18 protein-coding genes and 1 tRNA gene are annotated in these 21,011 nt (G+C 62.6%); 9 read left to right on the forward strand and 10 right to left on the reverse strand.

Annotation, left to right across the window (positions count from 1 at the left end; all coding sequences use genetic code 11):
- Nucleotides 1-70: 70 nt before the first annotated feature.
- Both ACLRDN_RS09490 and ACLRDN_RS09495 read left to right on the forward strand, forming a co-directional pair.
- Nucleotides 71-1,333, forward strand: a complete 1,263-nt coding sequence (locus ACLRDN_RS09490; protein WP_413459914.1) for a PA0069 family radical SAM protein — start codon at nucleotides 71-73, stop codon at nucleotides 1,331-1,333.
- 58 nt (nucleotides 1,334-1,391) lie between these two features.
- A complete protein-coding gene (locus ACLRDN_RS09495; RefSeq protein WP_413459915.1) occupies nucleotides 1,392-2,717 on the forward strand; it encodes a leucine-rich repeat-containing protein kinase family protein in 1,326 nt (441 codons plus the stop codon).
- Between the two features lie 8 nt (nucleotides 2,718-2,725).
- Here the strand turns inward: ACLRDN_RS09495 and ACLRDN_RS09500 are convergent, their stop codons facing one another.
- From ACLRDN_RS09500 to trxB, 3 genes are all read right to left on the reverse strand, one after another.
- Nucleotides 2,726-3,379 carry a Smr/MutS family protein gene (locus ACLRDN_RS09500; protein WP_413459916.1) on the reverse strand — a complete coding sequence of 218 codons (654 nt, stop codon included), beginning with the start codon at nucleotides 3,377-3,379 and terminating at the stop codon, nucleotides 2,726-2,728.
- A 67-nt stretch (nucleotides 3,380-3,446) separates the two neighbouring features.
- On the reverse strand, nucleotides 3,447-3,788 hold the full coding sequence (locus tag ACLRDN_RS09505; RefSeq protein ID WP_413459917.1) for an I78 family peptidase inhibitor: 342 nt from the start codon (nucleotides 3,786-3,788) through the stop codon (nucleotides 3,447-3,449).
- A 144-nt stretch (nucleotides 3,789-3,932) separates the two neighbouring features.
- Nucleotides 3,933-4,886, reverse strand: a complete 954-nt coding sequence (trxB, locus tag ACLRDN_RS09510) for a thioredoxin-disulfide reductase (protein ID WP_402708651.1) — start codon at nucleotides 4,884-4,886, stop codon at nucleotides 3,933-3,935.
- Nucleotides 4,887-5,282: 396 nt separating this feature from the next.
- Between trxB and ACLRDN_RS09515 the strand changes: the two genes are divergently transcribed.
- A complete protein-coding gene (locus tag ACLRDN_RS09515) occupies nucleotides 5,283-7,625 on the forward strand; it encodes a DNA translocase FtsK (RefSeq protein ID WP_039786427.1) in 2,343 nt (780 codons plus the stop codon).
- A gap of 137 nt (nucleotides 7,626-7,762) precedes the next feature.
- Nucleotides 7,763-8,476, forward strand: coding sequence for an outer membrane lipoprotein chaperone LolA (lolA, locus tag ACLRDN_RS09520; RefSeq protein WP_413459918.1), 714 nt, complete (start codon nucleotides 7,763-7,765; stop codon nucleotides 8,474-8,476).
- 75 nt (nucleotides 8,477-8,551) lie between these two features.
- On the opposite strand, the gene fdxA is transcribed toward lolA, so the two are convergent.
- Nucleotides 8,552-8,890, reverse strand: a complete 339-nt coding sequence (fdxA, locus tag ACLRDN_RS09525; protein WP_039786424.1) for a ferredoxin FdxA — start codon at nucleotides 8,888-8,890, stop codon at nucleotides 8,552-8,554.
- A 270-nt stretch (nucleotides 8,891-9,160) separates the two neighbouring features.
- Between fdxA and ACLRDN_RS09530 the strand changes: the two genes are divergently transcribed.
- Nucleotides 9,161-10,465 carry a replication-associated recombination protein A gene (locus ACLRDN_RS09530; protein ID WP_413459919.1) on the forward strand — a complete coding sequence of 435 codons (1,305 nt, stop codon included), beginning with the start codon at nucleotides 9,161-9,163 and terminating at the stop codon, nucleotides 10,463-10,465.
- Between the two features lie 49 nt (nucleotides 10,466-10,514).
- On the opposite strand, the gene ACLRDN_RS09535 is transcribed toward ACLRDN_RS09530, so the two are convergent.
- The 3 genes from ACLRDN_RS09535 to ACLRDN_RS09545 all read right to left on the reverse strand — a co-directional run bounded on the left by ACLRDN_RS09535 (nucleotide 10,515) and on the right by ACLRDN_RS09545 (nucleotide 12,283).
- A complete protein-coding gene (locus ACLRDN_RS09535) occupies nucleotides 10,515-10,844 on the reverse strand; it encodes an H-NS family nucleoid-associated regulatory protein (protein ID WP_413459920.1) in 330 nt (109 codons plus the stop codon).
- Between the two features lie 277 nt (nucleotides 10,845-11,121).
- Nucleotides 11,122-11,307, reverse strand: coding sequence for a hypothetical protein (locus tag ACLRDN_RS09540; protein ID WP_413459921.1), 186 nt, complete (start codon nucleotides 11,305-11,307; stop codon nucleotides 11,122-11,124).
- Nucleotides 11,308-11,641: 334 nt separating this feature from the next.
- On the reverse strand, nucleotides 11,642-12,283 hold the full coding sequence (locus ACLRDN_RS09545) for an alanyl-tRNA editing protein (protein ID WP_413459922.1): 642 nt from the start codon (nucleotides 12,281-12,283) through the stop codon (nucleotides 11,642-11,644).
- Between the two features lie 97 nt (nucleotides 12,284-12,380).
- Between ACLRDN_RS09545 and ACLRDN_RS09550 the strand changes: the two genes are divergently transcribed.
- Entirely contained in the window at nucleotides 12,381-13,328 is a 948-nt protein-coding gene (locus tag ACLRDN_RS09550) for a LysR family transcriptional regulator (RefSeq protein WP_413459923.1), read from the forward strand.
- 6 nt (nucleotides 13,329-13,334) lie between these two features.
- Here the strand turns inward: ACLRDN_RS09550 and ACLRDN_RS09555 are convergent, their stop codons facing one another.
- On the reverse strand, nucleotides 13,335-13,958 hold the full coding sequence (locus tag ACLRDN_RS09555) for an anaphase-promoting protein (RefSeq protein WP_413459924.1): 624 nt from the start codon (nucleotides 13,956-13,958) through the stop codon (nucleotides 13,335-13,337).
- 174 nt (nucleotides 13,959-14,132) lie between these two features.
- Here ACLRDN_RS09555 and serS point away from each other — a divergent pair, with 174 nt between their 5' ends.
- Complete coding sequence (gene serS / locus ACLRDN_RS09560; RefSeq protein WP_413459925.1) at nucleotides 14,133-15,434, forward strand: serine--tRNA ligase; 1,302 nt, start codon at nucleotides 14,133-14,135, stop codon at nucleotides 15,432-15,434.
- 101 nt (nucleotides 15,435-15,535) lie between these two features.
- On the opposite strand, the gene ACLRDN_RS09565 is transcribed toward serS, so the two are convergent.
- Nucleotides 15,536-17,416, reverse strand: a complete 1,881-nt coding sequence (locus ACLRDN_RS09565) for a GGDEF domain-containing protein (RefSeq protein ID WP_413459926.1) — start codon at nucleotides 17,414-17,416, stop codon at nucleotides 15,536-15,538.
- Between the two features lie 287 nt (nucleotides 17,417-17,703).
- Here ACLRDN_RS09565 and ACLRDN_RS09570 point away from each other — a divergent pair.
- Together ACLRDN_RS09570 and ACLRDN_RS09575 are read left to right on the forward strand one after the other, a co-directional pair.
- Nucleotides 17,704-17,793, forward strand: a tRNA-Ser gene (locus ACLRDN_RS09570).
- A gap of 350 nt (nucleotides 17,794-18,143) precedes the next feature.
- A complete protein-coding gene (locus ACLRDN_RS09575) occupies nucleotides 18,144-19,889 on the forward strand; it encodes a diguanylate cyclase (RefSeq protein WP_413459927.1) in 1,746 nt (581 codons plus the stop codon).
- Nucleotides 19,890-19,918: 29 nt separating this feature from the next.
- Here the strand turns inward: ACLRDN_RS09575 and ACLRDN_RS09580 are convergent, their stop codons facing one another.
- Nucleotides 19,919-20,941: a LacI family DNA-binding transcriptional regulator gene (locus ACLRDN_RS09580; RefSeq protein WP_413459928.1), complete on the reverse strand. Its 1,023-nt coding sequence runs from the start codon at nucleotides 20,939-20,941 to the stop codon at nucleotides 19,919-19,921.
- Between the last annotated feature and the right edge of the window lie 70 nt (nucleotides 20,942-21,011).

Below are 21,011 nucleotides of genomic sequence, written 5' to 3' on the forward strand. Positions count from 1 at the left end.
AACAGCATTTGCAGCGCATCCGAAGTGAAGGCAAAATACTGTATATAAATACAGTATAGATGAGCTTTACGTGGCCTCCTTCCCCAAATTCCCGCAGGGCATTGCCCGGCCTTTTCCTGAGCAGCCGGCCCGGTCGGCCGCCTCCGGTGAGGACGACGCCACCCTCACGCCAGAAACCTTCATTCATCGCGATCAGACCGCCCAGAAAGGGCGGGGGGCGGTCACCAACCTGCGCGGCCGCTATGAATCGGTGGCGCGGGAAGAGTTCGACGATGGCTGGCAGTCCGTCCGTTTTGCCGAGGCCGGGCCGCAGGCGGCTGAGAGTACCGAGGAGGATGAGCCGCCCCGCCTGAAGACCATCGTCACCGAGGAAGACGCCCGCTCCATCCTCACCCGCAACAGCTCGCCGGATTTGCCGTTTTCGCTTTCGCTCAATCCCTACCGGGGCTGTGAGCACGGCTGCATCTATTGCTTCGCCCGGCCCTCGCACAGTTACCTGGGCCTGTCCCCTGGGCTGGATTTTGAAAGCCGGCTGGTGGCCAAGCGCAATGCCCCCGAGGTGCTGCTGCGCGAACTGGCCAAGCCGTCCTATGAACCCGACACCATCACGGTGGGCATCAATACCGACGCCTACCAGCCCATCGAGCGCGAGCGCCAGCTGACCCGGCGCATCCTGCAGATCCTGCACGATTGCGAGAACCCGGTGGCGCTCATCACCAAGTCCTCGCTGGTCGAGCGCGATATCGACTTGCTGGCCCCCATGGCGGCCAAAGGGCAGGCCATCGTCGCGGTGACGATCACCACGCTGGATGCGGCCATCGCGCGCACGCTGGAGCCGCGCGCGGCCAGCCCGGCGCGGCGATTGCGGGTCATCCGCACGCTGGCCGAGGCGGGCATTCCGGTGAGCGTGTCGATTGCACCGGTGATCCCCTTCGTCACCGAACCGGACCTGGAGCGCGTCATGGAAGCGGCCGTGGAGGCCGGGGCGCGCCAGGCGGGCTATATCGTGCTGCGCCTGCCTTGGGAAGTCAGCCCGCTGTTTCGGCAGTGGCTGCAGGCGCATTTCCCCGACCGTGCGGCGCGGGTGATGAACCGCATCCAGGACATGCGCGGCGGCAAGGATTACGACGCCGATTTCGCCACCCGCATGCGCGGCACCGGGGTCTGGGCCGATTTGCTGCATCAGCGCTTCGAGAAGGCTAGCCGGCGCCTGGGTATCGATCATCGCAATCGGGCTTTTGCTACGCTGGATGCCAGCCGCTTCAAGCGGCCACTGGTGGTGCCGGCGGGGCAGGGGCGCTTGGCGGGTGATGTCCAGCTGGATTTGTTCTGAGCGAGACGGCCGGCGGCTGGTAAGATCCGCGTTTTCGTCCGTTTCTTCACTTCTCTGCATGCACACCCTGGAACAACTGCGCAGCGGCGCGCTGGAAGGCATTGCCCGCCTGTCTCTCTCGTGCGGCCTGCGCGAATTCCCGCCAGAAATCTTCACCCTGGCGGAAACCCTTGAGATTCTGGACCTCAGCGGCAACGAACTGACCGCGTTGCCCGAGGACCTGCCGCGTCTGCACCGGCTGCGCATCGTCTTCTGTTCCGACAATCCCTTTACCGAATTGCCGGCCGTGCTGGGGCGCTGCCCGTCGCTGGAGATGATCGGCTTCAAGGCCAACCGGATCGAACATGTTCCTGCCGAATCACTGCCACCCACGCTGCGCTGGCTGGTGCTGACCGACAACCGCATTGAACAGCTGCCATCGAGCATCGGGCAGTGCCCGCGCCTGCAGAAGCTGATGCTGGCGGGCAACCGCCTGCGCACGCTGCCGCCGGAACTGGCGGCCTGCCGCAACCTGGAACTGCTGCGCCTGTCGGCCAATATGCTGGAGGCATTTCCGCATTGGTTGCTGACCCTGCCACGCCTGAGCTGGCTGGCCATGGCGGGCAATCCCTGGTGTGAAGCAGTGGAGGAAACGGCGGACCGCAATGCGCAAGTTGCGGCCATAGCTTGGGATGATCTGGTCTTGGGCGAGAAGCTGGGGGAAGGCGCCTCAGGAGTGATCCACGCTGCCAGCTGGACCGTGGAGGAGGGGTCGCAGCCAGTGGCGGTGAAGCTCTTCAAGGGTGCGGTCACCAGCGATGGCCTGCCCGAGCGCGAGATGGCGGCCTGCATCATGGCCGGCAGCCATCGCGGGTTGATACCCGTGCTGGGCCGGCTGCAAGGGCATCCGCAAGCGGTGCAGGGATTGGTGATGCCGCTGATCGATCCCGATTTCAAGGTGTTGGCCGGCCCGCCCAGCCTGCAATCCTGCTCGCGCGATGTCTATGCGCAAGGCTTCACACTGGCCTGGAGCCAGGTGATCGCCATTGCACGCGATATCGCCTCGGCAGCGGCCCACCTGCACGCGCAGGGCATCGTCCATGGCGACCTCTACGGTCACAACATCCTGCATCGGGAGGGCGAAGCCCTGCTCGGCGATTTCGGTGCGGCCTGGTTCTACGATGCCGGACAGCCGCATGCCTGGGGCGTGCAAGCCATGGAAGTGCGGGCCTATGGCTGTTTGCTGGAAGAGTTGCTGGCACATGGTCAGCCGGAAGATGAATCGGGCAAGAAGCAGCGTGCAGCCCTGGCCGGGGTGCGCCAGGCCTGCCTGAGCGCCGATGCCGCCGCGCGGCCGCATTTCGAGGCCATCGTGGCCATGCTGGATAACCTGGCTGCTGACTGAAGCGGCGTTCAGGCCCGTTCGCTCGAACGCAGCAGCACTACCAGCGCACCCGCACCGCCGTCGGCTGCGCGCGCCTGGCAGAAGGCCATCACTTCATCCTTCTGCGCCAGCCAGTTGCGGACCTTGTGCTTGAGCACGGGCTCCTTGTTCACCGAACCGAGTCCCTTGCCGTGGATCACCCGCACGCAGCGCAGGCCGCGGCGGCGTGACTGGCGCAAGAATTCACCCAATGCTTCACGGGCCTGGTCGCGGCGATAGCCGTGCAGGTCCAGCTGGGCCTGGATCACCCAATTGCCGCGCCGCAGCTTGCTCAAGACATCCATGCCCACGCCGGGGCGGGCGAAACTGAGGTTTTCGTCGCTGTCCATGAGCGTGTCGACGGTGAACTCGTCGGAGAGCGACTCCAGCAGCGCGGCCTGTTCATCAGCCAGGTGCTGGCGTGGAATGGGGAGGGGAGGTTCCGGCAGGTAATGGGCCTTGTCGACCACTTCCGGGCGCAGGGGCGCCACCTGGCCGATGCTGTTGCGGAAGATGTTGGCTTCCTCGCGGGCTGCCGCTTCCTGGCGCTGGCGCTCGGCCAAGGCCTGTGCGCGCGCTTTTTCCTGTTCCTGCAGATCGCGGCGCAATCCCTGGAGCGCCGAGAAATCCTTCATTGTCGCCATGACAGCCACCCAACCCTGTAGCGGTTTGTTCCCTAAGTGACTACTTTAGCAGAAGCGGGCGAGCTCTTCAGCCGCAAGCCACCTTGATGATGACCAGGCCAGGATCGACATGCAGGTTCAGGCGGCGCGGGTTGAAGTCCATGGTGGCGGCGTCATCGGGCTTGAGCACGCGGATGTCGGTGGCACCGGACTCGGCCAGCGCCTGGCGTTCGATGTAGCCGCTGTAGTTCTCGCCGATCAGGTGATCGGCGCGGGAGGCATCGCATTGGCCGGCCGTGGCATTGGCCACCGGGGTGTCGCGGGAAGCACTGCAGGCCACCAGCACGGCGCCCAGGCTCATGGTGGCCAGTACCGCCTTGACGCCGGGCGATCGGGCGCCAGCGCGCGAGGGAGATGAATGATAGGGCACGATGTTTTCCTCGGTCTTGATGATTCTTGTGTTGGATTGCTCGAGTGAAACAAAAAAGCCGGGACGATAACTCGTCACCGGCTTTTGGAGTGCCCGTTGCGTTGCGAGTTCTCGCACCGCAGCATTTTACATGGCTTTATTTGCTTATTCGAGCCCTTCGAGGTAGCGCTGTGCATCCAGTGCCGCCATGCAACCCGTGCCGGCGCTGGTGATGGCCTGGCGATAGATGTGATCCTGCACGTCGCCGGCGGCAAAGACGCCGTCGATGCTGGTGGCCGTGGCAAAGCCTTCGGTGCCGGTGCGGGTCTTCAGGTAGCCGTTCTGCATCTCCAGCTGGCCGTCGAAGATGCTGGTGTTGGGCTTGTGGCCGATGGCGATGAACAGGCCGTGCACCGGGATCTCGGTGATGGCGCCGTCCTGTGTCGACTTGATCTTGATGCCGGTCACGCCGCTGTCGTCGCCGACCACTTCATCCAGGGTGGAGTGCCACTGGATGGCGATCTTGCCTTCGGTGACCTTGTGCAGCAGGCGGTCGATCAGGATGGGCTCGGCGCGGAACTTGTCGCGGCGGTGCACGATGGTGACCTTGCTGGCGATGTTGGAGAGGTACAGTGCTTCTTCCACGGCGGTGTTGCCGCCGCCGACCACGGCCACTTCGCGGCCGCGATAGAAGAAACCGTCACAGGTGGCGCAAGCCGACACGCCACGGCCCATGAAGGCTTGTTCCGAAGGCAGCCCCAGGTACTGCGCCGAGGCGCCGGTGGCGATGATGAGGGCATCGGCCGTGTACTCGCCGCTGTCGCCGATCAGGCGGAACGGGCGCTCGGAGAGCTTGGTGGTATGGATGTGATCGAAGATGATCTCGGTATTGAAACGCTCGGCGTGCTGCAGCAGGCGCTGCATCAGTTCCGGACCTTGCACGCCCAGCGGGTCGCCGGGCCAGTTCTCGACGTCGGTGGTGGTCATCAGCTGGCCGCCTTGTTCCACACCGGTGATGAGCACCGGGTTCAGGTTGGCGCGCGCGGCGTAGACGGCGGCGCTATAGCCGGCGGGGCCGGAGCCGAGAATCAGGACCTTGGCATGTTTGGGCGTGCTCATAAGCTACTCATCAAATGTTGTGGGATCGCTTCTGCAAATGAGGCGACTCCCGGGGATTTCAATTCCCGGCCGGTCTGGCAGATCAATCAGACCGGCCGGCACAAGCGGGGTGGGTTGCCAGCGCACAAGTTTGCCGTTTGCCGCGCTGCAAAACGGGTAAGATTATAGTCCATGCCCCCGACCGGGCTCATGGAATTACGCTATGCCATCAATAGCGGCGGGCGGGGCGGGCAGTAGCAGTGATGCTGTCCAGAATATGAACAAAATGACAGCACGACCAGAACGATAGCGGACGATCAAGGTCAGTGCAGCGGGTTTCCCGCCGCCCTGCGCAAAACCGCGAAGCGCCAATTCAATGCCGTTACAATGACGGCGTGTTTTTTTTGTACGGAAGTTATGTCCAAGACGAGTCAAGCCCACATCCGCACCAACAAGACGCCGGCGCCTCCCATGCCCAACCGTCTGGTGCGGCTGTTATCGGAGGCGCGCTGGCTGGCGCTGGCGGCCCTGCTGGCCTATCTGGCGCTGATCCTGCTGAGCTATGGCAAGACCGACCCCGGCTGGTCGGTGGCCAGCTCCGTGCCGCGTGTGGGCAACTGGGGCGGCCGCGTCGGTGCCTGGATGGCCGACTTGCTGCTCTACATCTTCGGGCTCTCGGCCTGGTGGTGGTGCGTGCTGCTGGGGCGCTCGGTGTGGACCGGCTACCGGCGCCTGTCGAACCGCTTCCTGGTGGCCCAGCCGGTGGAGCCGGAGCATCACCAGGAGCCGCTGATCCGCGCGGTCGGCTTTGTCTTCATGCTCACCGGCAGCATGGGCATCGAATTCACCCGCATGCAGCGCTTTGCGCCCAAGCTGCCGCATTCTTCCGGTGGCGTGCTGGGCGAGATGATCGGTTCGGCCATGCAGCCGACCTTCGGCTTCACTGGCTCCACCTTGTTGCTGTTGCTGCTGTTCGGGCTGGGCTTTTCGCTGCTGTTCCAGGTGTCCTGGCTGGCGGCGGTGGAACGCATCGGCGGCATGATCGAGGATGGCCTGTTCTGGGTGCGCGACTTCTTCGCCGCCCGGGCCGATCGCCGTGCCGGCCAGGAAGCCGCCGTCAAGCGCGAGGAAACCGTGGTGCAGGAACGCGCCAAGATCGTCGAGGCGCCGCCGATTCGCATCGAACCGCAAATCGTGGAAGTGCAGAAATCCGACCGCGTCCAGAAGGAGAAGCAGACCAGCCTCTTCGATGACCTCAACAGCGAATTGCCGCCGTTGTCGTTGCTGGATGAAGCACCGCCGGCACAGCAGACGGTCTCGGTGGAAACCCTGGAATTCACCAGCCGCCTGATCGAAAAGAAGCTGGCCGACTTCGGTGTCGAGGTCAAGGTGGTGGCGGCCTATCCCGGCCCGGTGATCACCCGTTATGAAATCGAACCGGCCACGGGCGTGAAGGGCAGCCAGATCGTCAACCTGGCGCGCGACTTGGCGCGTTCGCTCTCGCTGACGTCGATCCGCGTGGTGGAAGTCATCCAGGGCAAGAATTTCATGGGCCTGGAGCTGCCCAATCCCAAGCGCCAGATCGTGCGCCTGACCGAGATCCTCGGCTCCAAGGTCTACAACGACAGCCATTCCAGCCTGACCGTGGCGCTGGGCAAGGACATTGCCGGCAATCCGGTGGTGGCCGACCTGGCCAAGATGCCGCACTTGCTGGTGGCCGGTACCACCGGTTCGGGCAAGTCGGTGGGCATCAACGCCACCATTCTCTCGCTGCTGTACAAATCCTCGCCGCGCCAGGTGCGCCTGATCCTGATCGATCCCAAGATGCTGGAACTGTCGATCTACGAAGGCATTCCGCACCTGCTGGCGCCGGTGGTGACCGACATGCGCCAGGCCGGCCATGCCCTGAACTGGGCGGTGGAAGAGATGGAGCGCCGCTACAAGAAGATGTCCAAGCTGGGCGTGCGCAACCTGGCCGGTTACAACCAGAAGATCATCGATGCCGAGAAGCGCGGCGAGAAGATCCCCAATCCCTTCAGCCTCACCCCGGATGCGCCGGAACCGCTGGAGCAGCTGGAAACCATCGTCATCATCATCGACGAACTGGCCGACCTGATGATGGTGGTGGGCAAGAAGGTGGAAGAACTGATCGCCCGCATCGCCCAGAAGGCGCGCGCGGCCGGCATCCACCTGATCCTGGCCACGCAGCGGCCGTCGGTGGATGTCATCACCGGCCTGATCAAGGCCAACGTGCCTACCCGCATCGCTTTCCAGGTGTCGTCCAAGATCGACTCCCGCACCATCCTGGACCAGATGGGCGCCGAAGCCCTGCTGGGCATGGGTGACATGCTCTACAACGCCCCGGGCACGGCCTTGCCGGTGCGGGTTCACGGTGCCTTCGTCTCGGATGATGAAGTGCATCGCGTGGTGGAGCACCTGAAAGCCCAGGGGGAACCGAATTACATCGAGGGCATCCTAGAGGGAGGCGTGCTGGAGGACGCTGACGGTGGCGGTGGCAGCGGTGCTGCGGCCGGTGCCGGTGGCGGCGAAGGCGACGAGATGTACGACCAGGCCGTGGCCGTGGTCCTGAAACATCGCCGGGCCTCGATCTCGCTGGTGCAGCGTCACCTGCGCATCGGCTACAACCGCGCGGCGCGCTTGCTGGAGCAGATGGAGCAAAGCGGCCTGGTCTCCACCATGCAATCCAATGGCAACCGTGAAATCCTGGTGCCGGCAGGTGCCGGCGATGCGGCTGAATGAGCCGGTTTCCGAGCCGACTTCCAGCCCAGATTTGCGCCAGATTGCATCCCGTCATCAACAGCACGCCCAGAAGGCCGGCCACTGTCGCGCCGGCCGCCACCTTGCAGGTGGCATCCGTCAAGAAGGAATCGAATAACATGGATAATTCCAGAAACGCTTTCCGCTCGCGCACTGCGCAAGCCCGCACGTTCAACCTGCGCCGCCTGGTCATGGCGGCCGGTCTTTCGGCACTGGCGGTGGCCGGTGCCATCGCCATCACCGCGCTGACCCCGGGCCGCGCTTCGGCCGCCGCGCTGGACCAGTTCAAGCAGTTCGTCAGCAGCACGCAATCGGCCAAGGGGGCTTTTACCCAGCGCATGGTGCGGGTCGAGAACGGCAGCTCCAAGGTGGTCAATACGTCCAGCGGCAGCTTCGTGTTTTCGCGGCCGGGCAAATTCATCTGGACCTACCAGAAGCCCTATGAGCAGGTCATCCAGGCCGATGGGGAAAAACTCTTCATCTACGACAAGGACCTCAACCAGGTCACCACCAAGAAACTGGGCAATGCGCTGGGTTCTTCGCCGGCTGCCATCCTCTTCGGCAGCAATGATCTGGAAAAAAACTTCACCCTGAAGGAAGCCGGCACCAAAGATGGCCTGGAATGGCTGCAAGCCGTGCCTAAAGGCAAGGACACGACCTTCGACAACATCGGCATCGGCCTGAAGAATGGCACGCCGGTCGCCATGGAGCTGCATGATTCCTTTGGCCAGGTCTCGGTGCTGAGCTTCGACAGCTTTGAGAAGAATCCGCCGCTCAAGGGCAACAGCTTCAACTTCACGGTGCCGAAGGGTGCAGACGTGTTCGAGAACTGATCGGCTTCCCCTTTACGTCAAACAGCCCCGCAGGCTTGCGCTTGCGGGGCTGTTTTCATGTGAGGTGCATGCGCCTCAGGGTTCGGGCATCTTCAGCAGGGGCAGCTTGTCGGCAACGTCCTTCCACTGTGCATGATCGGGCAGGGGCGGCTGGGCCTTGGTGATGGGTTTCCAGCCGGGCAGTTTGGCCAGGCGGGCGTTGAGGTCCTCGAAGTGCGACAGGGCGGCGGGCAGGTCGGTGGCGTTGTAGATGGCGCCGACCGGGCATTCCGGCACGCACATGGAGCAGTCGATGCAGCCGTCCGGATCGATGGCCAGGAAATTCGGGCCTTCCACGAAGCAGTCCATGGGACAGACGCTGACGCAATCGGTGTACTTGCACTGGATACAGGAGTCGGTGACGACGAAGGGCATGGAAAGCAGAGGGAAGGGCAGGTAAAAGGACGATGTGAAGAAAAACGCGCAGGCCGCATTTTAACCGCTGCGCCCGATGGCTGCAGGCGCAGCCCTTGATCGCGCCATTGCCCTCGCAGCGGCCTGCTGCGTTAGACTACGGCCTTTGGTGAACGCGCCTTGCAATCCGGCGCTGCGCCCGCATCCTGATGACTATGAACTTTATTTCCCTGGCCGCCCTGTGGCCGTCCTCGTTGCCTGTTCATTCCCGCTGCCTGCAGGAGGCTGCCCATGGCTGACCTGTTCGCGCAAGAGCCGGCTGCGCCGCTGGCGGAGGCCCTGCGGCCCAAGACGCTGGATGAGGTGATCGGGCAGTCGCACCTGCTGGGCGAAGGCAAGCCGCTGCGCCTGGCCTTCCAGTCCGGCAAGCCGCATTCGATGATCTTCTGGGGGCCGCCGGGCGTGGGCAAGACCACGCTGGCGCGGCTCACCGCTACCGCCTTCGATTGCGAATTCATTGCGCTCTCGGCGGTGTTCTCGGGCGTGAAGGATATCCGTGCGGCCATGGAGCAGGCCGAGCAGAATCTGGCGATGGGCAAGCACACCATCCTGTTCGTCGATGAAATCCACCGCTTCAACAAGTCGCAGCAGGATGCGCTGCTGCCCTATGCGGAAAGCGGGCTGGTGACCTTCATCGGTGCCACCACCGAGAACCCTTCCTTCGAGGTCAATTCGGCGCTGCTGTCGCGCGCGCATGTCTATGTGCTCAAGTCGCTCACCGATGAGGAGCTGAAGCAATTGCTCAAGCGTGCGCAGGACAAGGCGCTGGGCGACCTGCAGTTCGATGACCAAGCCACGGAAACCATCATCGGTTACGCCGATGGCGATGCGCGGCGCTTCCTGAACCTGCTGGAGCAGACCCAGACTGCCGCGCACACGACCGGTACCCAGGTGGTGACGGCGGAATTCCTGCAGAACGCCTTGACGCTCAACAGCCGCCGGTTCGACAAGGGCGGCGACAATTTCTACGATCAGATTTCAGCGCTGCACAAGTCGGTGCGCGGTTCGCATCCGGATGCCGCGTTGTACTGGTTGACGCGCATGCTCGATGGTGGTGCCGATCCGCGCTACCTGTCGCGGCGCATCGTGCGCATGGCCTGGGAAGACATCGGCCTGGCCGACCCGCGCGCCATGCAGATCGCCAATGATGCTGCGCTGACCTATGAGCGGTTGGGCAGCCCCGAGGGTGAACTGGCGCTGGGGCAGGCGGTGATCTACCTGGCGGTGGCGGCCAAGAGCAATGCCGGCTATAACGCCTACAACGCGGCGCGCGCTTTCGTGAAGCAGGACAAGAGCCGCGAAGTGCCGGTGCATCTGCGCAATGCGCCGACCAAGCTGATGAAGGAATTGGGATATGGGCATGAATATCGGTATGCCCATGATGAGCCCAATGCTTATGCGGCGGGGGAGACTTATCTGCCGGACGGTATTGCCGAGCCGGGGTGGTATCAGCCCGTGCCGCGAGGGTTGGAAATCAAGATTGGTGAGAAGCTGACCCTGCTGAAGAAGTGGGATGAAGAAGCAGGGCAGAATTAAGAAAAAAAGCACCTGATCAGGTGCTTTTTCAACAAAGCCGGGCCGCTTTTCATCGATGGGATTTACCCTTCACGCGATATTTCTCGATATCGCCGCCCGCATCCATGATCTCCTTGACCCAGCCCGGCTTGCGGCCACGGGCAGCGCCTGACCAGGTGAGATCGCCATTTCGGTACATCACTACGGCCGTTTTGGGGACAGCTTTCTTGACGGTTTTCTTTCTGGCAGGCGCCAATCCAAGCTGTTCTGCCGTCAGGCCGTATTCAGCGATTTGCTGCTTGATGCCGGCGATAACGCTTTCCAGTTCTTTTGCCTTCTGCTTTTCAGCCTGGTCTTGCAGCTTCTTGATTTGCGCTTGGAGATCAGCGTAGCTTGTCATTTTTTTCCTTTAATGAAGGAGTGGATCGGGTTGAAATTTACTACTCCTCATTGATAGCTCTTTTTTGTGCCAAGTTGCTTAACTTTTAAAATAAATATTTGGTTTCAATCTATCAATGAGTTAAGGCGGCATCGCAAAGATGTGGTCCTCCAGTTCAGCCAGGTCCGGAGCATCGTCAGCAAGAATTCCTCCGTGATTTATCCCGCTTCCACAAATGCTTATTGAATACTTTTGATTTTGAAATTCTTTGATTCCGCCATTTAATTCGTTGGTGTAATCATATTTGTTGCAATCGAATTTGCTGCTTTTTTGCAGCGAGGTGGTTAGTGACTAAAAGGGTCGAAACAAGGGAAAACACCAGCCAGAAAATAATGGTCGGGATCATTTTCGGAAATTCTTTTCTTAAGCCATTTCCTTCTGTATTGAAGCTATAGGCTTCATTTCCAAAGAAAATCAGAATCACGAATAAGATTCCAAGGCGGGAAGATCTTGCAAGTCAAATTCCGGAATGTTGTAGTGATGTTCAGCGGCCAGACTCTGCGGCCCAGGTTCTCGTAATTGAGTTTTGGGAGAGTCCTGCTGTTTGTGTTGTTCAGCTTGTTCTGCAAGCTTCAGCTGCCTTGCCTTTGCCATCATCACCCCGGAGCATGGTCAAAAAGCTCAGACGGTACGTGTGGCGACTTGCGTTAGAAATCGTCCATAGGTGCGGCATTGGACTCGACGGAGAGAAATACCCGATTTATTTCAGTCATTCCAGAACGAATTTGATTCCATGTTCGGTCGAGCCAGATTTGCACTCAGCGGATGACGTCATACCGAACCAACGCCTCCCCCTTCTTGATCCGCACCGATTCAATCCGAATCTGCCCGATCTCCCCCAGCGCCGCCACATGCGTCCCGCCACAAGGATAGGCGGGCAGCTCGCCAAATCCAATCTGCCGCAAGCCATTGTCCATGGCCATCACGCAGGGCAGATCCTGCGCCAGCAACTCATTGCAGCGCCGCTCCAGTTCGGCCGGTACCAGTTCCTGGGCCGCGCCATCAGCTGCAGCAGCCACGCCCACCACGCGCGCTTCTCCCGGCCAGTGATGGGCTTTGGTCGGCTTCCATCCCAGTTCCGCCATCACTTGCCCGATCACATGGCCCCCCGAATGCAAGCGCGTATGCAACTGGCGCGGCTCGGCGTCGACGGCCGCCACGGCCGGGCCGGCAGTTACGGGAGCTGCGGTGTAATGGACGATGCCTTCACTTTCGCTGACCACGCGCAGCACTTCCACGTCGCCGATGCGGCCGGTATCGCTGGGCTGTCCGCCACCCTGCGGATGAAAGGGCGTGGCCGACAGGCGCACGGCGTAGCGGCCATCGTCCTGCGGGGTGCAGTCCAGCACGTGGATGTCGGCGCGCAAGGCGCGGTCGGTCAGGTAGAGGCGTTCAGTCATGGCGAGGCTTTCAATGGGGCTTGCGGCGAGTGTCGTGCATTGTAGCGGCCGCACGAAGTTGCGATAATCCGGCACCGACGCAAAGGATCTTTGCACCATGAGCACAAATCAAAGCATCGCCCTCCTGAACGAAATGGCCGTCTTCGCCAAGGTGGTGGAGACCGGCAGTTTCTCCGAAGCCGCACGCCAGCTGGGGGCCACGCCCTCGGCCACCAGCCGCGCCATCGCTCGCCTGGAAAAGGCGCTGGGTACGCAACTCCTCCAGCGGACCACCCGCAAGCTGCGCCTGAGCGCAAGTGGCGAGGAAATCCACGCCCGCTGCCGCGACATGCTCAATGCCGCGCAAGCCGTGCTGGCCGTCTCCGCTGCCTTCGATGCCGAGCCGCAAGGGCAGGTGAGGGTGAGCGTGCCCAAGGCGGTCGGCCATGCGCTGGTGCATCCGCATATGCCGGATTTCCTGGCCGCCCATCCCAAGGTGGACGTGCTGTTGCGCCTGGAAGACCGCTACATGGATCTCATCGACGACCAGGTCGACCTGGCCATCCGCATTACCGACCAGCCGCCCCCGGGCCTGATGGGCCGCCGCCTGATGCGCATCGACCATCTCCTGTGCGCCACGCCGCATTACCTGCAGCAGCACGGGTCGCCCACCCACCCGCAGGCCCTGAAGGACCACAGCTGCATCTACCTCGGTGAATCACCGGCGGACGCACGCTGGCGCTTTCGCCGGCAGGGCAAGACCGTCAATGTCGAAGTGCGGGGAAGGTACGCGGCCAACCATACCGGCGTGCGGCTCGATGCCACGTTGCGGCATTTGGGAATTGCCAGCTTGCCGTATTTCATCGCCAGGCCAGCATTGGAGGAGGGGAGACTGGTGCAGGTGCTGCCCCAGTGGAGTTTCAAAACGCGTTATTGCGGTGAGTTGTGGGCGCTGTATCCGGCTACGCGCCATCTGCCGCCGCGCCTGAGCGCCTTCGTGCAATTTCTGGTACAGCGGCTGGCGCAGGAGCCGGCCCTGGCGCCGGGTGCCAAGACGCTGCGCTGAGGTGCCTCAGGCCACAGGGCGGTGCCAGACGTGGAAGCTGCCTTCCATGGCGGACATGGCGGCGATCACGGTTTCATAGTTCTTGTCATCGTCGTAGCCGGGCAGGCGGGTCTTCATGGCTTCCATCAAGGCTTCCAGGCCATCGGCGTCATTAGGGACCAGCACGCCCTTGATGCCCTCGGCGCTCTTGCCGGCCAGGATCCATTGCGGTTGCGGCAGGGCATCGTCGCTGATGCGGATGGTAACGTCATCGACTGCACTCCAGGCGATGCCCTCGCGCTTGGCCCCGCGCACCATGGTGCGGATTTCTTCATCATCGAATTCCACGCTGATCTTGCGTGCCTGCTGGGCCGCCACCCGCGTGGGCGACAGCTCGGCAGCGCCCGGTGCCTGCACTTTCCAGTCAGTCTTGCGGACCTTGGGCGGCACCAGGCGGTTCTTGATCTGCTGGCCGAAGGCGAAGGTGGCCCCGAAGGAAAGCCCGGCGATCAGTCCGTAGAAGAGGCTCGCCTCGTTGGACATGTAGTGGATGCCGGCCCACAAGCCCACGGCCAGGGCGGCGACCAGGCCCAGCAGGGAAAACAGGACGGGGACTTCGCGCGGCGGGCGGGATTCGGGCTGGACGGACATGGGCAAACGGGTCTCATGAGGGATGCAATGGGCCGCATGGTAACCCGCATGGGCGGTGGCGGCTACCGCTGCGGCCGGATTTTATTGGGCTCAGGGCGCACGGGAGGCCCGTGGCGGGCGCGCGACTTGGTACAATCGCGGTTTCGAGCATCAACCCTATCGTAATTTCTTCCCATGATCGACATTCAACTCCTCCGTAAAGACATCGAGAACGTCGCAGCCCGCCTGGCGGCCCGCAAGTTCGTCCTGGACGTGGCCGGCTTCAATGCGCTGGAATCCGAGCGTAAGCAGATCCAGACCCGTACCGAAGAACTGCAGGGCAAGCGCAATTCGCTGTCCAAGCAAATCGGCATGCTCAAGGGCAAAGGTGAAGACGCTTCCGCAGTGATGGCCGAAGTCAACGGCATCGGCGACGAGTTGAAGGCTTCCGCCACCCGGCTGGAAGAAGTACAGCAGCAGATGACCTTGTTCCTGCAGGCCGTGCCCAATCTGCCGCACGAATCCGTGCCCGCCGGCAATGACGAAAGCGGCAACGTCGAGCTGCGCAAGGTCGGCTCGCCCCGCAGCTTCGACTTCGAGATCAAGGATCACGTCGACGTCGGCGCGCCCCTGGGCCTGGACTTCGATACCGCCACCAAGCTGACCGGTTCGCGCTTCGCCGTGCTCAAGGGCGGCATCGCCCGCCTGCATCGCGCGCTGGCGCAGTTCATGCTCAACACCCACACCATGGAGCATGGCTACACCGAGTGCTACACCCCTTACATCGTCAACGCCGATAGCCTGCGCGGCACCGGCCAGTTGCCCAAGTTCGAGGCGGACCTGTTCGCGGCCAAGAAGGGCGGCCAGGAAGGCGAGGCCGAGAACGCCGCGCTGTACCTGATCCCCACGGCCGAAGTGCCGCTGACCAACTTCGTGCGCGATGAAATCGTCGCCGGCGACGCGCTGCCGATGAAGTTTACGGCGCACTCGCCGTGCTTCCGCTCGGAAGCCGGTTCCTACGGCCGCGACACGCGCGGCATGATCCGCCAGCACCAGTTCGACAAGGTGGAAATGGTGCAGATCGTCCATCCGGAGAAATCCTACGAAGCCCTGGATGAGATGCTGGGCCACGCCGAGACCATCCTCAAAAAACTCGGCCTGCCGTATCGCGTCATCACCCTGTGCACCGGCGACATGGGCTTTGGGGCGGCCAAGACCTATGACATCGAAGTCTGGCTGCCGGCGCAGAACACCTATCGCGAGATCTCCTCGGTCTCCAACTGCGAAGCCTTCCAGGCGCGCCGCATGCAGGCCCGTTTCCGCAATGCCCAGGGCAAGCCCGAACTGCTGCATACCCTGAACGGTTCCGGCCTGGCCGTGGGCCGCACCCTGGTGGCCGTGCTGGAAAACTACCAGCAGGCCGACGGCAGCGTGGAAATCCCCGAGGTGCTGCAGCCCTACATGGGCGGCGTGACCAAGCTGGTACCGGGCGCCTGATTCAGTTTTGCTGAGCGCCAAATGAAGACGGCTGCCTTGCAAGAGGCAGCCGTTTTTTTATCGTCGCACCGGGCGAGAAAACGTTTTCGTAAGAAGACTGGCTAAGCGTCCTTGAGCGCCCAGGAGAAGGTCGTCGGGATGCGGCGCTCGATGAAGAGGCTGTTGCCCTGGATCTTCTTGGCTTCCTTCTTGGCGCGGGTGGCGGCCGAGGCGATCTGGTGCGGTGAGGAGTATTGCGAGGGTTCGATCTTCACCGAGCCCAGCGACAGCGAGACCAGCGGGTGGAAGACCCGGTTGCCCTGGCGATCCTCGGTGTAGTAGCCATTGCGCTGCACGTCTTCGTCGTAGTAGAAGACGCGGGTGTCGGCTTCGAAGGTATCGAGGATGGTGCGGCAGCGCTTTTCCCAGTCCTCGCTCTGGAACAGGATGAGGAAATCGTCCCCGCCGATGTGGCCGATGAAGTCCAGGTTGGGGTCGCAGGCCTGCTGCAGCACGCGGCCGGTGGCCTGGATCATGTCATCGCCCTTGCGATAGCCGTAGACGTCGTTGAAGGGCTTGAAGTTGTCGAGGTCGCAGTAGCAGATGCAGAATTCCACGCCGCTCTGCAGCAGGTATTCGATGTGATCGTTGATGGGTACGTTGCCCGGCAATTGCGTGAGCGGATTGGCGTGGCGGGCGGCGTCGATCTGCATCTGCGTGATCTCGCGCAGCAGGTCGTGGCCGGTGCCCAGCCCGACGTACTGGCCACGGTCGGTGATGATGAAGCCGTTGGAGAGGTGGTGCGACTCGGCATGCACCAGCAGGTTGGAGAGGTCCTGCAGGCTGGTGTCCTGCTCGGTGAGGATGGGATTGGGGTCCATGAAGAAGGCGCAGGACTTCTTGCCATACAGTTCGCGCCCGTACAGGCGGGCAAAGCGCTCCACCATGCTGTAGCGGTTGATGAGCCCGATCGGCAAGCCATTGCTGACCACCGGCAGGGCCTGCAGCTGCGGATCATTGACGAACATGTCGTAGGCCGCATCATTGGTCACTTCCGGGCTGACGTACTGGGTCTCGCGCAGCAGCTTGGCGACGGTGGCGCTGCGCTTGCCGGGACCATACTTGTTGGCTGACAGCGGCACCTTGTCGCGGCGCAGGGTTTTGGTGACATCGTCCGAGATCGAGACCGGCGGCTCCGGCAGCGGGCGCGAGATGTGGTAGCCCTGGCCGCAGGCAATGCCCAGGTCGCGGATGGTCAGCAGCTCGGCCTGGGATTCGATGCCCTCGGCGATGACGATGGAGCCGGACTTCTCGGCAATCTCCTGGATCGAACGCACGAACTGCAGCTTCATCGGATCATGGTTGATCCCTTGCACGAAGTGCATGTCCACCTTGACGTATTCCGGCTGTAGCTCCGACCACAGGCGCAGGCTGGAGAAACCTTCACCCAGATCGTCGATGGCGATCTGGAAGCCCATGTCGCGGTAATGCATGGCGGCATTGCGCAGCAGGGCATAGTCGTAGGTGGGTTCGTTCTCGGTCAGTTCGATGATGATGCGCTGCGGATTGACGCCCAGCTTTTCCAGATAGCGCAGGGTCTCGCCCTGGATCGCCTCCGGCTGCATGAGCGCACCCGGCGAGACGTTCAGGAACAGGTTGCCCGGCAAGCCCAGTTGCGCGAAGCGGGTCAGCACGATGTGGCGGCACAGGTATTCCATCTGCACCGACAGGTTGTGCGCGCGTGCCACCTTGAACAGCGCCAGCGGTGAATGCAGCGGGGTATTGGACGGCCCGCGGATCAACCCTTCATATCCCAGGATCTCGCCATTGCGCATGCGCACGATGGGCTGGAACAGCGCCGAGAGCTTGCGTTGGGCGATGATCTCATGCAGCAATGACAACATTGGATCGTCGGCGCTGCGCAAGGCTGCGCCGGAGGCGCGGGCGATCAGGTCGACGACTTCGGCGCCGAGCGGGAAGGAAGTGCTGGAGAGGGGAGCCATCTGGCTGAATCCGGGGTTGAAGGTTCCAAAGAACGGCGATGCATCAGAAAATAGTTTACGGATGCTAGAAGTGATTTATGACAAGATGATGATAAGCAATTCACCTCGGCCATTTTATGTATGAATGATCTTCGGCGAGTGTTGTTGATAGCGCGTCAGCGGCAGGATGCAATGGCGGGGAGATAATTTTTATGAAGATTTTTTCAAAAAATAGTTCCACTCCGAAAATGTTTCTGCTATAGTCGCTGTCTTCGCTGCACCACGCAGTGGAACGACCGAAGTTAACCGGAGAGGTGGCAGAGTGGTCGAATGTACCTGACTCGAAATCAGGCGTACGGTTTCCCGTACCGTGGGTTCGAATCCCACCCTCTCCGCCAGCATTTACGCGGTTCACCCCGCGCTGTAAAAATAGCCGCCTCGTGCGGCTTTTTTTACGCCCTGTGGGGAAGACGTTGCCGGAGAATTCCGGGCGCGCTTCTTCCTGACGGGAGTGCGTTCTGCGCATTGTCATTTCCTGGCCGCCGGATGCTTTTCGAGGGGGAGAGCACCCGGTCCGCACCAGGCCGTCCCAGCCGCTGGGAGGGTGCTTCCTGTTTCGTGGCGCCGCTGCGATACCCGGATCAAATTTTCTTCCCGCTCGCGCAGTAGCCGTGCCCTGATCGAGCGCGGCTTGATATATTCGTCTCATGCATTTGCATTTGCGTTTGCTTTCCCTGGCGGGCTCATCATGTCCTTGAATCGTCTGTTCCGGCTGATCTCCATCGCCTTGCTGATGCTGTTCCTGGCATTTGCCGTGGCCCTGGTGTGGACGGAATGGAATACCTATCGTAGCGGCGCCAACAGTGTGCCGGCCTTGCGCAAGCTGCGGCTGGCGCTCTTGGCCATGGAAAAGATTTCCGCCGAGCGCGGGCCCGCCAATGCCATCATGGGCGCCGGCGCGACGCCGACACAGGACATGCTGGCCAAGCTGGCTGCAGCCCGCAGCCAGAGCGATACGGCGCTGGCGCAATTGCATGCGGCATTGGACGCGGATGCCCGGCTGCGCCAGTCCTGGGCCATGGACAAGGTCCGCCAGGTGGAGCAGGGGCTGGTCCCGGCGCGGGCCAACGTGGACCGGGTGTCACGCCTGGCACCGGAGAACCGCAGCGATGTGCTGGTGGTAGCCGCCGTGAGCAGCATGGTGGACCTGGTGCCGCTGATGGTGCGGGTAGTCATCGATCTGAGCAACGAGGCCGACCGTGCCGACCCCTTGCTGCGCGATGGCCTCTCGGCCGTGCGCGCGGTGGCCAGCCTGCGTGAATATGCGGGGCAGGTGGGCTCGCGCTTCGTCGCGCCCTTGATCGCGCATCGCCAGCTGACCCAGGATGAAGTGATCGAAATCGGCCGGCTCTACGGGCGCATCGAACTGCTGCGCGGCTTCATCGGCACCCAGCTCGCCAGCTATGGCGGCCGTGAGGAATTTGCGGCGGCCCAGGAGCGGGTGGAGAAAGAATATTTCGACAGCGGCTTCCAGTTCCTGGATTTCCTGCTACAGGTCGGGCTCAAGGGCGGCGACTATGCGGTCACGCCCGCCGACCTCTTCAAGTTCTATGTGCCGCAGATGGCCGCCATCACCGATCTGCGCGATCTCTTGCTGGCTGACTTGCTGGAGCAGGCCGAGCGCCACAACACGCGTGCCCGCAATCTGCTGGCGCTGGTGGTCTCCCTGACGCTGGTGGCCTGCCTGTTCTTCCAGTTGCTGGTGGTGCTGATCGGCCGGCGCGTGGTGCGGCCGCTGGTGCAGGCTACCGATCTGGTCTCGGGGCTGGTGGAGGGCAAGCTGGAGCAGCAGATTCCCGAAGTGCGGCATCAGGATGAAATCGGCGCCATGATGCGCGCGCTGCGCGTGCTCAAGGAGCGCATGCGCGAGCGCAACAGCCTGGCCAAGGAGCGTGAAGCCCTGATCACCCAGCTGCAGACCTCTTCCAACACCGATTTCCTCACGGGCGTGCTGAACCGGCGGGCCTTCTATACCCATGCCGACCAGCAGTTGGGCGTGGCCCAGCGCTATGGGCGGGCGGTGTCGGTGGTGCTGTTCGACATCGATCATTTCAAGCGCATCAATGATACCTATGGCCATCAGGCGGGCGACGTGGTGCTCATCGGCGTGAGCCAGTGCGTGGCGCAGCTGCTGCGCAAGGTCGATGTGCTGGCGCGTTATGGCGGCGAAGAATTCATCATCCTGCTGCCCGAATCCGACTTGGTGCAGGCCGCTTCGGTGGCCGACAAACTGCGGGTCGCCCTGGAAGAATGTGTGTTCGACATCGAGGGAGATCGGCGGATCAAGGTCACGGCCAGTTTCGGTGTGGCTGCCCTCAACGGTGGCGAGGCGCTGGACAGGCTGACCAAGCGCGCCGACATGGCGCTCTACCGCGCCAAGCGCCTGGGACGCAACCGCGTCGAGCTGGCCGGGGATGAGATCGAAGAACCCTGAACTGCGCCGGTGCGGCCTCAACGGTGGTGTCAGGTGCTTTCGCGTTCCAGGATCGAATACCCCAGGTCGCACAGCGGCTCGTGTACGGTCTGCCCGTCGAAGCGGGTGAGCAGCATCTCGGCCGCCGTCAGGCCGATCTGGTGTGCGCTGATCTGCACCGTGGTGAGGGCAGGCAGGACTTCGGTGGCGATCTCCAGATTGGCGAATCCGGCCAGCGCCATGCGTTGCGGCACGGCGATGCCGCGCCGCGCGCACTCCAGTGCCGCACCGGCGGCCATGACGTCGTTGCTGAAGAAGGCGGCCTCGATGTCCGGCTGCAGCGCCAGCAGGCGGCAGATGGTTTCGCGTCCGGCTTGCAGGAAGCTGCCCATCGGCACCACCAGATGCACCGGCTCCGGCGCGCCCTGCGCCAGCAGCGCATCCCGCATCCCGGCAAAGCGCGCCAGGCCGCGCGGATCATCCCCGCCCACGAAAGCCATGCGGCGATAGCCCTTGCGCACCAGATACTCCCCCATGGCCTGCCCGGCCGCATGGTTGTCGAAGCCGACCAGCATGTCGATGGGCTGCGGGCTCATGTCCCAGGTTTCCACTACCGGAATGCCGGCCGCCTTGAGGCGCTGGCGCGTGCGCGCCGAATGCTGCACGCCGGTCAGCACCAGGCCATCCACCCGGCGGCCGATGAAAGCTTCCACCAGGCCGGTTTCCGCGTCTTCCGAATAATTGGTTTGCCCCAGCAGCAACTGGTAGCCCTGCAGGCTCAGTTGCTCGGACAGTCCGCGCACGGTCTCGGCAAAGATCGAATGGCTGATGGTCGGCACGATGGCCGCCACGATGCGCGTGCGGCGTGAGGCCAGGCCGCCGGCCAGCATGTTGGGGATATAGCCCATGCTGCTGATGAAGGATTCGACCCGTTCGCGCGTGGCGGGGGAGACCTTTTCCGGCGTATTGATGACCCGCGAGACCGTGATGTGCGATACCCCGGCGGCACGCGCCACGTCTTCCTTGGTGATGGCGCGGGCGGGTGCGGCGGCAGGATCGGCTTTGCGGGTCATGGGAAAGGCTGGAGAGAAGTTGTCGCAAGCATAACAGCAGCTGGCCCCGGCGGGTCTTGCGGACATCCAC

The organism is Herbaspirillum huttiense, assembly GCF_047300815.1.
Classification (GTDB): Bacteria; Pseudomonadota; Gammaproteobacteria; order Burkholderiales; family Burkholderiaceae_D; genus Herbaspirillum; species Herbaspirillum huttiense_A.

Bases quoted from the DNA above. Each gene is read 5' to 3' on its own strand.
- ACLRDN_RS09495 (WP_413459915.1), top strand. From the start codon at position 1,392: ATGCACACCCTGGAACAACTGCGCAGCGGCGCGCTGGAAGGCATTGCC.
- ACLRDN_RS09500 (WP_413459916.1), bottom strand. From the start codon at position 3,379: ATGGCGACAATGAAGGATTTCTCGGCGCTCCAGGGATTGCGCCGCGAT.
- trxB (WP_402708651.1), bottom strand. From the start codon at position 4,886: ATGAGCACGCCCAAACATGCCAAGGTCCTGATTCTCGGCTCCGGCCCC.
- ACLRDN_RS09515 (WP_039786427.1), top strand. From the start codon at position 5,283: ATGTCCAAGACGAGTCAAGCCCACATCCGCACCAACAAGACGCCGGCG.
- lolA (WP_413459918.1), top strand. From the start codon at position 7,763: ATGGATAATTCCAGAAACGCTTTCCGCTCGCGCACTGCGCAAGCCCGC.
- fdxA (WP_039786424.1), bottom strand. From the start codon at position 8,890: ATGCCCTTCGTCGTCACCGACTCCTGTATCCAGTGCAAGTACACCGAT.
- ACLRDN_RS09530 (WP_413459919.1), top strand. From the start codon at position 9,161: ATGGCTGACCTGTTCGCGCAAGAGCCGGCTGCGCCGCTGGCGGAGGCC.
- ACLRDN_RS09535 (WP_413459920.1), bottom strand. From the start codon at position 10,844: ATGACAAGCTACGCTGATCTCCAAGCGCAAATCAAGAAGCTGCAAGAC.
- ACLRDN_RS09545 (WP_413459922.1), bottom strand. From the start codon at position 12,283: ATGACTGAACGCCTCTACCTGACCGACCGCGCCTTGCGCGCCGACATC.
- ACLRDN_RS09550 (WP_413459923.1), top strand. From the start codon at position 12,381: ATGAGCACAAATCAAAGCATCGCCCTCCTGAACGAAATGGCCGTCTTC.
- ACLRDN_RS09555 (WP_413459924.1), bottom strand. From the start codon at position 13,958: ATGTCCGTCCAGCCCGAATCCCGCCCGCCGCGCGAAGTCCCCGTCCTG.
- serS (WP_413459925.1), top strand. From the start codon at position 14,133: ATGATCGACATTCAACTCCTCCGTAAAGACATCGAGAACGTCGCAGCC.
- ACLRDN_RS09565 (WP_413459926.1), bottom strand. From the start codon at position 17,416: ATGGCTCCCCTCTCCAGCACTTCCTTCCCGCTCGGCGCCGAAGTCGTC.
- ACLRDN_RS09575 (WP_413459927.1), top strand. From the start codon at position 18,144: ATGTCCTTGAATCGTCTGTTCCGGCTGATCTCCATCGCCTTGCTGATG.
- ACLRDN_RS09580 (WP_413459928.1), bottom strand. From the start codon at position 20,941: ATGACCCGCAAAGCCGATCCTGCCGCCGCACCCGCCCGCGCCATCACC.